The organism is Acinetobacter sp. YH12096 (assembly GCF_013419215.1).
In the GTDB taxonomy this organism is placed as follows: Bacteria; Pseudomonadota; Gammaproteobacteria; order Pseudomonadales; family Moraxellaceae; genus Acinetobacter; species Acinetobacter amyesii.
Map to the genome: position 1 here is coordinate 25,134 of NZ_VPAM01000004.1, position 13,441 is coordinate 38,574.

The 13,441-nt window shown below is 40.5% G+C and carries 12 protein-coding genes; 3 read left to right on the top strand and 9 right to left on the bottom strand.

The genetic code is table 11. From position 1 onward, the window contains the following. On the bottom strand, positions 1 to 2,742 hold the full coding sequence (locus tag FTU36_RS02325; protein WP_180074104.1) for an autotransporter assembly complex family protein: 2,742 nt from the start codon (positions 2,740 to 2,742) through the stop codon (positions 1 to 3). Positions 2,743 to 2,919: 177 nt separating this feature from the next. Here FTU36_RS02325 and FTU36_RS02330 point away from each other — a divergent pair, with 177 nt between their 5' ends. Both FTU36_RS02330 and coq7 read left to right on the top strand, forming a co-directional pair. Then, positions 2,920 to 4,239: an MFS transporter gene (locus FTU36_RS02330; protein ID WP_180116728.1), complete on the top strand. Its 1,320-nt coding sequence runs from the start codon at positions 2,920 to 2,922 to the stop codon at positions 4,237 to 4,239. A gap of 3 nt (positions 4,240 to 4,242) precedes the next feature. Further along, positions 4,243 to 4,878 (top strand): 2-polyprenyl-3-methyl-6-methoxy-1,4-benzoquinone monooxygenase, encoded by a 636-nt coding sequence (gene coq7, locus FTU36_RS02335; RefSeq protein WP_168377720.1) that lies wholly within the window; start codon positions 4,243 to 4,245, stop codon positions 4,876 to 4,878. Positions 4,879 to 4,947: 69 nt separating this feature from the next. Here the strand turns inward: coq7 and FTU36_RS02340 are convergent, their stop codons facing one another. The 7 genes from FTU36_RS02340 to FTU36_RS02370 all read right to left on the bottom strand — a co-directional run bounded on the left by FTU36_RS02340 (position 4,948) and on the right by FTU36_RS02370 (position 10,159). After that, entirely contained in the window at positions 4,948 to 5,628 is a 681-nt protein-coding gene (locus FTU36_RS02340) for a hypothetical protein (protein ID WP_180116729.1), read from the bottom strand. 77 nt (positions 5,629 to 5,705) lie between these two features. Then, positions 5,706 to 6,284, bottom strand: a complete 579-nt coding sequence (locus FTU36_RS02345; RefSeq protein WP_257220684.1) for a DedA family protein — start codon at positions 6,282 to 6,284, stop codon at positions 5,706 to 5,708. Positions 6,285 to 6,445: 161 nt separating this feature from the next. Then, positions 6,446 to 6,895, bottom strand: coding sequence for a 2-amino-4-hydroxy-6-hydroxymethyldihydropteridine diphosphokinase (locus FTU36_RS02350; RefSeq protein WP_180116730.1), 450 nt, complete (start codon positions 6,893 to 6,895; stop codon positions 6,446 to 6,448). Beyond that, positions 6,852 to 7,232: a dihydroneopterin aldolase gene (gene folB, locus FTU36_RS02355; protein WP_111884985.1), complete on the bottom strand. Its 381-nt coding sequence runs from the start codon at positions 7,230 to 7,232 to the stop codon at positions 6,852 to 6,854. The genes FTU36_RS02350 and folB overlap by 44 nt, the downstream gene beginning before the upstream one ends. Positions 7,233 to 7,315: 83 nt before the next feature. Beyond that, positions 7,316 to 8,614, bottom strand: coding sequence for an AarF/ABC1/UbiB kinase family protein (locus tag FTU36_RS02360; RefSeq protein ID WP_180040380.1), 1,299 nt, complete (start codon positions 8,612 to 8,614; stop codon positions 7,316 to 7,318). A 58-nt stretch (positions 8,615 to 8,672) separates the two neighbouring features. Further along, positions 8,673 to 9,452: a HesA/MoeB/ThiF family protein gene (locus tag FTU36_RS02365; RefSeq protein WP_180116731.1), complete on the bottom strand. Its 780-nt coding sequence runs from the start codon at positions 9,450 to 9,452 to the stop codon at positions 8,673 to 8,675. A 104-nt stretch (positions 9,453 to 9,556) separates the two neighbouring features. Further along, entirely contained in the window at positions 9,557 to 10,159 is a 603-nt protein-coding gene (locus FTU36_RS02370; RefSeq protein ID WP_180022024.1) for a TetR/AcrR family transcriptional regulator, read from the bottom strand. A 71-nt stretch (positions 10,160 to 10,230) separates the two neighbouring features. On the opposite strand from FTU36_RS02370, the gene FTU36_RS02375 reads away from it, so the two are divergent. Continuing rightward, on the top strand, positions 10,231 to 11,430 hold the full coding sequence (locus tag FTU36_RS02375) for a multidrug effflux MFS transporter (RefSeq protein WP_257224778.1): 1,200 nt from the start codon (positions 10,231 to 10,233) through the stop codon (positions 11,428 to 11,430). 98 nt (positions 11,431 to 11,528) lie between these two features. Here FTU36_RS02375 and FTU36_RS02380 read toward each other — a convergent pair whose 3' ends face one another. Next, on the bottom strand, positions 11,529 to 13,172 hold the full coding sequence (locus FTU36_RS02380) for an AMP-binding protein (protein ID WP_180116732.1): 1,644 nt from the start codon (positions 13,170 to 13,172) through the stop codon (positions 11,529 to 11,531). Positions 13,173 to 13,441 lie beyond the last annotated feature (269 nt).

Consider the following 13,441-nt stretch of genomic DNA (forward strand, 5'->3'; position numbering starts at 1 on the left):
TTATAATTGTGAACCAATAAAGAAATGTAAACGAATTGGTTTGCTGTCGTCAGAAAGTCCGGTAGCGACATCTAAACGAATTGGGCCAATTGGAGAAGCCCAACGTATCCCCACACCTGCGCTATATGCAGTCGGTGTATTGAAGTCTTTATCGTACGCATTACCAAAGTCACTAAAGACCGCAGCACGCCAGCCTTCTTTAAATTGGTAGTTATATTCTAATGAACCCGTTGCCAAGACTTGACCACCAATTTTATAGCCATTTTTTTCGGCAGCTAAACTCTTATAGTCAAAGCCACGAATGGTTTGGTCACCACCGGTAAAGTAGCGTAAGTTATAAGGAACTTTATCAAAGTTCTCTGTCAGAATATAACCTAAATCACTGCGCCCCACGAACTGGTGATTATCATTTTCACCCAATGAATAAATAAAGCGCCAGCCCGCATTCAAGATAGCCATATCAACATCCGAAAGTAAGCTTTCACTTCCGACTTCAACTTTATAGGTTTGCTTTATCCCTTTACTTGGATTCACACGTTTATCAGAGTCGGTTCGAGAAATTTCATAGCCAAACATCAAGGACTGTTGTTCATTGTTGGTATTCACCAAGAATGCATCTGGAATGTCATCACTAGGATTAAGTCCGTCATCAGTAACACGGTCTAAACGGTAACGTAAACCAAAAGTATGCTGCCAATTACCACGTGGGTTTTTAATAATCCGGTCAACCCCAGCTACAGCAGATTCAATGGAAAGATTAACGCCTTGACCGACATCGTCACGTTCTTCACGCTCATAACCACCGACCAAGCTGACATAGTCATTTAATGGATGGTTATATGGAATGTTATAGCGACCATCAATCGATTGACGGATTTTGGATACTTCCATGTTGGCGTCAAAAGAATGACCACGTTTGTTTACAATGGCACGACGATACTGGCCACGAACACGTGTACCGGTGTCGGTACCAAAACCAGCACCAATTTCTGCACTATTCAACTTATCTGCATTTAGTGTCACAATCACAGGGACTTTTTTATCTTCACGTGCTTGCGCTTTTAAACGTTCTTGTTCTGCTTGTTTAGCATCTTGCGTATCTTGCAAACTGCGTAATTTAGAGGATTGCTCTACATCATTCACCCCCGCAAATTGGTCTTCATTAACCACTTTTTGCGTCACTTCTTTATTCGACATCACTTCCGTTTTGTCTTTCACTACTTGTGAACTTTCTGACAACTGATTTTGATCGACCAAGGTTTGAATATCCGGGGGCAATTCAAGTGGCTTTTCAATCGGGTCTGGTCGAATTGAATCAACCAAGGTGTAGTTAAAATAGCGAGAGTTGGTCAAGTTATTAGCCAAACCATTCACACGCCAGAAAGTATAGTCAGCACCGTCTTTCCACGTCACCAAACTTTCTAAAATATCGCGATCCAATGGAAATTCTGCATTCGAATCGCTCATTCTAAATTCAACTGCGCCAAGCTTATAACGCTCACCCGTTTCAAATCGCAAATTGATATCGGCTGTATTTTGTGGTTGAGCCACTCTTACATCGTGCAAACGCCAGTACGAGTCGAAATAACCGTTATTAGTTGCTGCATCATTAATTCGGCGTTTCGTCGTTTCGTATTTACCATGATTAAGAATGTCACCGTCTTCCTGATCTGGTAATACACCAATCACCTGAAACTGAGCTTGGTTCGCCCCAGCCCCAGAAAATTCAACATTCTGTTTTTCAATTTGCACAGGCGTATTTGGTGTAACCAATACACGAACTTTGCTGTCAGAGACTTTTTCAAATTTGAATTCTGATTGATAGAAACCCACGGCTTGCGCGGCTTGATTGGACAAGCTACGTAATTGAGGCAAAGCCGATGGAAAATCACTAAAGGATTCTTGAGTAAAACCTGAAAGCTTACCTTTAATATTGGCTTTGAGATCTTCCAGTGCCGCACCGTAGGCCTTACTCGACGTTTGACTGGTGTTATGTGCTGAGGTAATTTCAACATCCGCACTAATTCGTGGCACTTTTGCCGTATTCATCTGACGTGGCGGACGTACTTTATATAATAAGCGCTTGAAAATACCTGGCTCTGCATCATCCTCAACTGTTGGGTTATGCAGCTCTTGCAGAGTATTGGCATTTTCATTTCGTGTCGCGGTAATTTCATTATCCGAACGAATTTCACCCATGAGCTGATCAATATTGACTGGCGCTTGGTTAATTTCCGTTAACTCTTTTTGGGTAATATCCGCAACAGCAATTTCTGTTTGCTTTATTGCACGGTACTCCTGTGCTTGACGTTTGGCTTCTTCAGCAACTTGGAAGATTTCATTCGCCATGTTTTGATCAACAGGTGTCACGGGTAAGTTTTCTAAATCTTCAAACTCAATGGGTTTAAATTCTTGTAGTTGTGTTCCTGCTTGCTGCTGTTCTTGCAGCATTTTCATGCTATCAACAGATTCTTCCGGCTCATTTATATTTTCAATTTTTTCAATTGCTTCAGGCGTCGATAGCCCTTGCTTTACAGCCTCATCCTTGATTTCAGTAACAATCTCTGCTTTTGTATCTGCAGATGTTGCAACCGTTTCTGCGGGAGTTTGGGCGAAACTATGCTGAGCACACAAGGTCAAAAAGATGCTCATATATAGACTTTTATTGCTATGATGCTGTCGTATGCAGTGAGCTATACTGTGATGAAGCAATGTTTTTTTAAACTTGATTTTTGCAGGCATAGCAAACTCTAACAAATTTCATTATGTAATGGACTTAGTCAACCAGATATAGAGCTAAAGATCTTATATCTATTGGTTTTTCGCCATCTCCAAACTCAAAAAACATATTACATGATTTTTTAGAGATTTTACCAATCACTCACATTTCTTAATAAAACTTAATGTAGCAAGACACTTATGAATAACAACGAACATCTGCTAGGTACACGCCGCTTCCTGCCTATGTTTTTGACCCAATTTTTTGGGGCGCTCAATGACAATGTGTATAAACAGGCTTTATTGTTGGTCATCACCTATGGATTAATCCAACAACAGGCATTACCCATCAGCACGCTAAACAATCTAGCTGCTTTATTGTTTATTTTACCCTACTTTATTTTTTCAGCGACAGCGGGACAGATCGCAGATAAGTTTGAACGTTCACAACTTGTCCGTGGTATCAAAATTTTAGAAATTATCATCATGGTCATCGGCAGTATTGGCTTTCTGACCGGTCATTTATGGTTGTTATTGTTGGCTCTATTTTTGATGGGAACCCATTCGACATTTTTTGGTCCAATCAAATATGCGATTTTGCCTGAAATTTTAAAACCCAATGAGCTAATGTCAGGCAATGCGCTGTTCCAATCTGCAACATCCATGGCGATTTTATTTGGGATGATTTTGGGTGGTGCTGTGATTGCTTCATCACAAGGCAATTTAATGTGGATCAGCCTGACCGTAATGACCATCGCCATTTTAGGTTATATCACCAGTCGTTTTATTCTTAAGCAAAATGTTACTACACCAGATTTAAAAATCGATTGGAACTTTTTCCGAACTAGTTACCAAACGATGAAATATGCCAAAAGTTTGCCGCTGATTTTTACTATTTTATTGGGGAACTCGTGGTATTGGTTTTATGGTGCAACCTACCTCACCCAAATTCCACAAATGACCCAGCAAAACCTACATGCCTCTGAAAATGTCGTTAGCTTGCTATTGACTTTTTTCTCTGTGGGTGTGGGTGTAGGTTCATTGCTTTGTCGTAAATTGGGCGGCACTCAAGTCAATATTAAGATGGTTCCCATCGGTGCTGTCGGTTTAACGGTATTTGCACTGTATTTAGCATTTAGTTTGACCCTCGTCCCGACTCAAACTGGCCCACTTATTACCTTATCGGAAGTATTTCATCAAGGTTGGGGCTATTACCATGTCATGATTGCCGTGACTTTATTGGGTATTAGTGGTGGTTTTTACATCGTTCCACTCTATGCAATGATGCAAGCTTACTCTCCACGCTCACATCGTGCGCGAGTCGTTGCCGCAAACAACATTTTAAATGCGGTATTTATGGTATCTTCTGCTATATTTTCAATTATTATTCTGAGTGTTTTAAAGATTGATATTAAAATACTTTTTTGTATAACTGCAGTGCTCAGTGCAATTTTTTGTATTTGGCTGCTATTACATATCAAACCTTTGCTTCAAACTACGCAAGTCTCTCTGGAGGATTAATCCATGCGTCAATTTACAGGTGTCGACAAACTTATTCACTCATTTGATCAGGCCTTACGTAGTTTAGTTCCCGGAGCAACGGCTGCACATCGTGAAAATCCGTCTGTTGCTGAAAAGACTCAACTTGCAGTCAGCGAAGCACGCCATGTGGCAGGCCTAATGCGGGTCAACCATAGTGGTGAAGTGTGTGCTCAAGCGCTTTATCATGGCCAAGCCCTCACAGCGAAACTACCAAATGTCCGCCGTGAAATGGAACAAGCTGCGATTGAAGAACAAGATCATTTGGCTTGGTGTGAAGACCGCTTAAAAGAATTAGACAGCCATACCAGTCTGCTCAACCCTGTTTGGTACGGCCTTTCTTTTGGCATGGGCGCATTGGCAGGTATTGCCGGTGATCAATACAGCTTAGGTTTTGTCGCTGAAACTGAGCGTCAAGTGAGCCTGCATTTAGAAGATCACATCCGCCAACTTCCTGAACAAGACGAACGTTCACGTAAAATCTTAGTGCAAATGAATGAAGATGAGCTGCATCACCGTGATACAGCACTCAATGCAGGTGGTGTAGACCTTCCTGTTCCAGTTCGTATTGCCATGACTGGTATTTCTAAGCTGATGACCAAAACCAGTTATTACATTTAATGCTTTTCTAATGATTGTCGCTAAGTTCTATAAATAGTGAACAAAAAGCCTGCAATGATGCAGGCTTTTTCATAAGTAATGTTTTGACTCTAATACAATAATTCCTTCGCCATCAAAACAGTTTATAGGCTGCCATCGACTTGGTGTAAACCAATCAAAATTCAAACTATAAAGTTGCTCAGTGGACGGATAACCTGATCCACCTAATTCAAGCAGCCATCCTGCCGGACAAATTTCCTTTTGGTTATTAATCACAACAGTATGATCATGTGCCAATTCCAGCAATAAATGACGATCCAGCTCAAATGCAATAACATCAAATCCAGCTATTTGAATAAGCTCTGGAAAACGAGCCGAAGTCAGACCTTGACGAATATCAGTCATCTGTTCCAGAGTATAGTCGGTTTCAAATGATCGGTTAATCCACGTGCCTTCAGGCAGTACAACCTCTCCAAAGTTTAAGGGTTCCTGCAACTGTATATGAATTTTCTTTTGATGCTGCCACTCTGCATAGTCAGAACTAAGATCTGAAATCACGAACAATCCCAGCGTTACTGCAACAAATAAAGGGAAAAACAATACGCCAGATAAACCAATTTTAAGTACCGCATTTACTTTATATGGTCGATTTTTTTGCTTTTTATACCAATTATTCCAACTCAACCAAATCGCAATGACGATAAATAGCACCAAAATCGCAAAGCAAATAATAAGGAAACCTCCCGCACCCGCACCATAACCTAAGCCCATATTGCGCTCACTAAATATCCCTTTAAATCTTTTGATTATGTTTTGACGATTTTATCAGATCAGCCACGTTCACTTTATCAATGTTGATGATGCTTACGCCACCACTTCAACACCGTATAGAGCACACGGAAGAATACGATACATAAAATAACGGCAATAACGATGTAAATATCTTGATGATAAGGCAGCATTTTCGCCCAAAATAGATGTAAATAATGACTGATTTGGAAGCCAATCGTTGCGACCAACATCGCCCAAATAAAACAGGCAACCAGATTAATCAGCACATATTTCCAAACAGGATAAGCACGCACACCTACTGCAATAGGTAAAATAGTTCTAAAACCCCAAGCAAAGCGCATAAATAAAATGGTCAAAATAGGATAACGTTCAATAAACTGGCTCGCACGATCGAATTTTTGTGCAAATTCTGCATTCGACTGGATAAGTTTTTGCCCATAGCGAGCGCCCATTTGATAATAAAACTGATCGCCAATAAAACTGCCCAACATCGCCACCGCAATCAACATTGGAAAATGAAGTATGTGTTGATGTACGGCATAGGCGCCAATCATCAGCACTGTTTCTCCTTCAAACAATGTGCCAATAAAAATCGCAATATAGCCATAGTGCTGAATCAGATCCGTCCAGTTCATATCATTATTTTGAAGCTAAAAAGATAATGTAATCCTGAGACAGCCTATACGCTAGCGCATACCATGACAGGATTTGAATATTTTTGTTATTGTCTACTTGGGATATTTAGGGACATTTGAAATATACGTCATGAGTTTTGAAAGCATTGCGTTTCATTCACTCAATCCACTAAAACTTTTTGACAACTCACCATAGGAAATTGATGTGCTGGATGTTCAAACATCTTATTTTTCCATATATCGAACATTGGAATTTTAACATCGAGTGCTAAAGGCAGTTTTTTCGGATTAAATTGCATGTGCGCTAAGCTTTCGCCCCACGCGATCAAATCCAGATCCAAAGCGATATTATGAGACGGACGAACACGACCTGAGTCTGCTTCCATTTTTTTCAGTAAGGTGCTGATTTCATCTACAGATAAACTGCTTTTCACCAAACAGGCTGCATTCCAATAATCCGCCCCAATGCCATCACGACAAGGAATCACATAAATTTTGGAAAATTCAGCATGACCCAAAGCCTGAATTTGACGTAAAGCCAGTTGAAAATGCGGTTTTGGATTGAAATTACTCGCCAGAGCTAGGGCGAAAATCGTTTCGGTGGCGTTCAAGACGAATTCCTACAGAATTGGCTTGCGCGATAATGGCAGGCTTCCGGATGGTAATCATAATAGATTCAATGCTGTCATAGGTAGCAAAAAGTGCATCAATCACCAGTTTTGCTGCATGTTCGATCAATTTAGGTTGAGCAGTTTGAATGACTTTGGCTGATATTTCGCAAATTTCGGCATAATTCAAGGTATCTTCAAGCTCATCTGACTGAGCCGCCTGCGCTAAACTGGTTTGAATATTGAGGTCGAGCATCAAAGGCTGAATAATCTGACGCTCCCAATTGAAACAGCCGACTACAGTTTCAACTTTCAAACCTTCAATGATAATTGCGTCCATTCTTACACTCAAAATAAAATCTTAAACATCGATAAAATCCTCCTGTTTAAGCAAGAGGATTTTATTTATATCTTGCGGCTAAATTATTGCTTCAACAATAAATTAGGATCCATAGTCTGCACCATCTGAATACGCTGGTCTGCATAAATATCAGTATATGGCGCAAGGATGCGCATAAAGCGATCGAAGTACAACATTTGTTTGAATAATAAAGCGAAGTCACGTGGGAAGCGAATACCATGACGCTCTCCGACTTGTACCATATCCATCATGATGTCATTCAAATCGGCAGGATTTGAGGTTAATAACTCTTGCGGATCGGCCAAAAGCACACCGCTAAATAAGCGCTCTAAGTCGGCAGCTAAGACTTGTGTGTCAATTTTGACAGCCGTCATGCCCATTTTTAGCATGTTTTCAGCCATCAAGTTGTAGTCAGTTTTTTGTAGGGCATCCATAAACGCAATACATGCTGTCCACACTTCAGGTTTCAACTGGCCCACGATACCAAAATCGATGAATCCAACTCGACCATCTTCAAGCAACATCAGGTTGCCTGCATGTAAGTCTGCATGGAAACTATTACATAACATCAAGCTGCCAAACCATGTATTCATCGCTGTCACCAAAACTTGCGATGGATCTTTAGCGACTTTCTTGACCACATCAAAATCGGTCAATGGTACGCCGTATAAACGCTCCATGGTTAAGACGCGACGTGTTGAATATTGGTGATAAACTTTTGGTGCTGTTGCGGCTTTGTTTTGAGTTACATTCAGATAGTTCACAAAGTCATCAAGATTTTGAGCTTCTTCAATAAAGTCCACCTCACGTACCATGCGAACTTTAATTTCTTCAACGATATCTGCAAGTGAAGCAAATTTGACTTTGGGTACAGCTTTTTCGACCAGTTTAGTAGCCCAATGTAAGACGTTTAAATCTGTATAGAGAATCGTCTCGACACCCGGTTTTTGCACCTTAATAACAACATTTTCACCAGTGACCAATTTAGCGGCATGTACCTGTGCAATCGATGCAGAAGCCAAAGGCTTTTCATCAATTGAAGCAAATATTTCATCTAAATTACGGCCAGCAAATTCTGAAGCCAATACCTGCTGCACATAACTAAACGGCAATGACGGTGTCTGATCTAAACAACCTTGAAACTCTTCTACATATTCACGTGGAAATAAAGAAGGTGTACTGGCAATAAATTGACCCAATTTAATATAGGTTGAACCTAGTGATTCAAAAGTTTCACGCATTAATTTTGCGTTACTTGGTTTTTCAGTTGCATATTTAAAGCCGGCTTTTGCCGCAACGACTGCGGTCTCACCCATTCGGGCAACCGAGCGAATTCCATCTAACCAGATATTGTTTTTCATAATGTCTTAGAAAAAAATAATTAACGTGAGTGTAGCAAAAAAATAAGGACTTGCTGCTTTATCTTGCCTGACAGATTGGACAATCGGGATCTTTTTCAAAAGCGAGAATTTTTTGCTTCATTGACCGACCGTCCCACAACAAAAGCTTTTGTTTCAGTGCTGTCGTCCCCAAACCCAAATAGAGTAAGGCATGATGTGCTTGCAAACTTGCCATAACATTTGGTGTAGTTGCAAGTACACCCGAGTCTGCACAGCGCAAACTTTCATTGGCATGCTGTTCTTTTGGAAATAAACATTCATAACAGGCAGCATCGGCTTCAACCATAAATAACTGCCCTTGAAAGCCGATCGCTGAAGCACTAATCAGCGCCACATTATTTTCCACACAGCTTGCGTTAACCAAATACCGTGTACTGAAATTATCACAACCGTCGAGAACCAAATCTTGCTGTGAAATCAATGCCTTTGCGTTGCTTTCATCTAATTTTGAGGTATAGCTTTGCACACGGATATACGGGTTAATCGTTTGTAAACGTTTAGCCAAAATTTCAGCTTTATAAAAACCTACATCGTGTTCGATATACGCGATTTGTCGTTGCAAATTACTGATTTCAATGCGATCTGCATCGATCAAAGTGATTTGGCCAACGCCTGCACGTGCCAATAATTCGGCTGTAGTACAACCAATTCCACCACACCCCACGATGAGTACATTGGCAAGTTTTAGCTTCTCTTGCGCATCGATGTCCCAACCATCAAGCAATATTTGACGGCTGTATAGATGCATTTCATCATCACTTAATTCCATGTCTGAATCTAGATCGAGCTGTGCATCCATGTTCTGCTATCTCATTTAAAACATAAAACCGAGGCCATTATAACGAGCAATCCAAAGATAAGGACGAAAATAAATATTCAATTTTGCTATGAAAATTTAGGCATTCACATTTTAAACAAAGCCTGAATACTTTGTTCAATTGCCGTATTTACCTGCTGCATATCGATCTGCTGATTTAAAAATAGTAAATCGACGAAAGGCTTCGAAATGGTTGCACCAAATAACATATCCGCCATGATATCTGCATTTAAGTTCAATACAAATTGGGCACTTGGAATATGACTCACAGTATGAATCAAATGATCTCGGCTTTTGGCGATACCTTTTTCATAAAAAGTATCACTTATTCCATCAACACCAACACGCTCTGCGATCGCCAGTCGGCACAACTTAATATGCCGCTCGGACAGGACATGCTCAGCGATTTTCTTCAACTGATTCTGCAAGGCCAACACACGATCTAAACTATTGGCATCAAAAGCATCTTCAGTCCAGATATAGGACGACTCAACCAATGAAATAAGCAGTTCACGTTTATCAGAAAAATACACATATAGCGTTTTTTTAGACATACCTGCTGCGGTCGCAATTTCAGACATGGTGACATTTTCAAAGCCCTTCTCACCAAAGAGTTGTTCTGCAATAGAAAAAATTTCTGCACGCCGCTGTTCTGCCGACATGACCAAAGGACGGCCTAGTTTTGCCAATGCTGCTCTCTTTGACTTAGGAAACCGATAAGTTTCAGAATGCGCTGCTTTCCACAAGATCCAACCACATTATGACAGCATCAAATACACGTGCAATGCCCATACTCATTGCATTACTCGCAACCATCGGCCCGATAGGTATTGATATGTACCTACCAAGCATTCCCATTATGGCAACATCTTTAGGGAGTAGCGAAGGTGCGATCCAACTGAGTTTGATGACATTTTTTGTGGGTTTAATGCTTGGCCAGCTGATGTATGGCCCACTATCGGATAAATTTGGCCGTAAGCCGCTTATTTACTTAGGTTTAGGGATTTATATTTTAGGCTCGATCGGCTGCACATTTGCACAAAGCGTTGAACAATTACAATGGATTCGCTTTATTCAAGGTTTAGGTGGTTCAATTGGGATGGTGATTGCCTTTGCGATTATCAAAGATCAGTTTCAAGGCCCGGCAATGGGCAAAATGATGTCAATGGTTTTGGCGATATTAGGCCTTTCACCGGTGGCTGCACCTCTAATTGGCGATGGCTTACAGGCTTTAGGTTCATGGCGAAATATTTTTATTTTTTTAGCCGTATATGCCGCGATTGTATTGGCAGCCGTTGCAATGCTACTCCCTGAAACACGTCAAGTGGAATTGCGTCAACAATTCAAGCTCTCACAAACCATCAAATTATATGGGCAAATTATCAGGGATCGTAAGTTCATCATTTACTCACTCACACTGTGTATTGCACAAGCTGGCTTCTTTGCCTATATCGCTGGTTCAGCCAGTGTATTTATCAGTGAGTATCAGTTGAGTTCTACCCAATTTAGCCTGCTCTTTGCATTCAATGCATTTGGTTTAATTGCTGCTGCAATCTTTAACCCCAAAGTGCATGAAAAATTTGGACCACTGAATGCCTATAAAATCATGAACAGCAGTTTCTTACTCATTATGGCTGTATTGCTCCTTGCACAATGCTCAGGCTATTCAAATCTAATATTCTTCTGTAGCGCACTATTTATCGCCGTTGCACTTTTAGGTTTCATTATGCCTACCGGAAGCCATTTGTCTCTTATGTTTCAGCATAAAAATGCTGGTACAGCATCTGCATTATTAGGTGCTTTACAATTTGGCTTTGGTGCGATCATTACAACTTTAACCGGTAAATTTAGTAATTTTGGCAGCTTAGGTTTAGTCACAATCATGTTTGCTTGTGCACTTATTTCTGCACAGCTTTGCCTCATTAGCTTTCCAAAACATTTACCGATGTCTCAGCATTAAAATTGCAAACTCAAAAATAATTATTATCCAACTTAAATAAGCAAATCAAAAAAGGCTGCATTTACGCAGCCTTTCCTTTAATCTATCTCAGCCTAAACTTAACTGACCTTTTGCATTAATTGCGCTTTGGCCACTTCTTGTTGTTTCAACAGATTACGTTGGATTTTTCCACTCGATGTTTTAGGCAACCCATCTACAAATTCAATTTCTTTTGGATAAGCATGCTTGGATAAACGAGATCGCACATAGGCTTGTAGCTTATCCATGAGTTCTGAACTTGCTTGATATTGTGGTTTCAATACCACAAAAGCTTTGACCAATTCTGTACGCTCAGGATCAGGCTTACCGACAACTGCCGATTCTAAAACCTCTTCGCACTCTAATAATGTGCTTTCCACATCGAAAGGCCCTACACGATAGCCTGACGTTGTAATGACATCGTCAGCACGACCAACAAAATCAATGCCACCTTCTTCATTTAAACGAACTGTATCACCGGTTAAATAATAGTTCCCAACAAAGGCTTTACGGTTATTGCCACCATAGCCCGTGAACCACATGAGTGATGATTGTGACCAGTCTAATGCCAATGTTCCAATGCCACCGCGTTCAATTTCTTGATGGTCTTTATTGAGCACCGCGAAACGATGTCCCGGTATCGCAAAACCGGCTGAACCCACTTTTTTGTAGTGTTCTAAAGCATGATGATTTGCAATCACCATACCGAGTTCTGTTTGCCCATATTGGTCATAAATATTGACGTTTAAATCGTGATTAAACCATTGAATCACTTCGGGCGTTAGTGGCTCTCCTGCACTACTCACAACCCGTAAATGTGATTTTATGGATGCATCAAATTTTTCTTTAAACCCAAAGAACATACGAAATGCCGTTGGTGAACCGGTCAAATTACTGACTTTATATTTTTTAATGACTTGAAGTGCATGATCAACACTAAAAGCCCGTTCATCCATAATAATGCTGTGCCCTAAACTTAAAGGCCCTGCAATTCCATAGTACAAACCATAAGCCCAACCCGGATCTGCCAAATTCCAAAATGAATCTTCTTCACGCAAATCAACTGCATGTGTCATATAACCTTTAAATGCCAACAACGCTTTGTGTGGCACAGGTACAGACTTGGCTAAACCCGTCGTCCCTGAGGTAAACATCATTAAAAATTCATCATCAAATGAACGCGGTACTGAGTTAAATGTGGTGTCATGAAGTTGTAGCTCTGACCAAAAGTCAGGATCTGTCTGAATTGCTTGATCGGCATGTACAGTTAAAATATGCGGTAAATCAATGTGATTAAGTTTTGAGCGTTGTTCGGTGTTGGTTACAATCAGCTTTGTTCCCGCAGTTTGCACCCGATGTTCAATCGCTTTGGACTCAAATGCAGTAAACAACGGTTGATAAATTGCCCCTATACGCCATGTTGCTAATACGGTGATCAATAACTCTGCTGTACGGGGTAATAGACCTGCAATGCAATCACCTGCTTTCAATCCAATGCGCCGATAATAATTTGCCAATTGTGCAGAAGCTAAATCTAATTGCTCAAAAGTCCATTGCTCAGATTCACCAGTTTTACCTTCCCAAATCAGCGCAGTTCGATTTTGCCCAACATAGCGCCCACAACATTCATCATAAGCATTGATTGAACTTGGCGTACCGACCAATTGTTCTATAACCATCTTTTCAAAATTAAAATCACGATATGCTTGTTCTAGTGTCTTCATGACGACAATTCCTATCCTGTTCTCTATGATTCAAAGTGCAAAACTTTGAGGTTTATTAATCTTGTTGTTGTACCGCTGCGTAACCGTGACGAATCCTTTGCCACATCCGCCTTTACTGCTATTCCATACACCGATTGCAATGTCGGTTTTTTAGTTTTGAAACTTATACTTTGTTAAACAATCTATTCTTAGACTGTCTATCCCTAGATAACCATGTTTGGATATCCCCTGCAATTTCCATAACCATCAACTCCATTGCAGGGTTTGAA

Coding starts and splice junctions, on each gene's coding strand:
- FTU36_RS02325 (WP_180074104.1), bottom strand. CDS start 2,742: ATGCCTGCAAAAATCAAGTTTAAAAAAACATTGCTTCATCACAGTATA.
- FTU36_RS02330 (WP_180116728.1), top strand. CDS start 2,920: ATGAATAACAACGAACATCTGCTAGGTACACGCCGCTTCCTGCCTATG.
- coq7 (WP_168377720.1), top strand. CDS start 4,243: ATGCGTCAATTTACAGGTGTCGACAAACTTATTCACTCATTTGATCAG.
- FTU36_RS02340 (WP_180116729.1), bottom strand. CDS start 5,628: ATGGGCTTAGGTTATGGTGCGGGTGCGGGAGGTTTCCTTATTATTTGC.
- FTU36_RS02345 (WP_257220684.1), bottom strand. CDS start 6,284: ATGAACTGGACGGATCTGATTCAGCACTATGGCTATATTGCGATTTTT.
- folB (WP_111884985.1), bottom strand. CDS start 7,232: ATGGACGCAATTATCATTGAAGGTTTGAAAGTTGAAACTGTAGTCGGC.
- FTU36_RS02360 (WP_180040380.1), bottom strand. CDS start 8,614: ATGAAAAACAATATCTGGTTAGATGGAATTCGCTCGGTTGCCCGAATG.
- FTU36_RS02365 (WP_180116731.1), bottom strand. CDS start 9,452: ATGGATGCACAGCTCGATCTAGATTCAGACATGGAATTAAGTGATGAT.
- FTU36_RS02375 (WP_257224778.1), top strand. CDS start 10,231: ATGACAGCATCAAATACACGTGCAATGCCCATACTCATTGCATTACTC.
- FTU36_RS02380 (WP_180116732.1), bottom strand. CDS start 13,172: ATGAAGACACTAGAACAAGCATATCGTGATTTTAATTTTGAAAAGATG.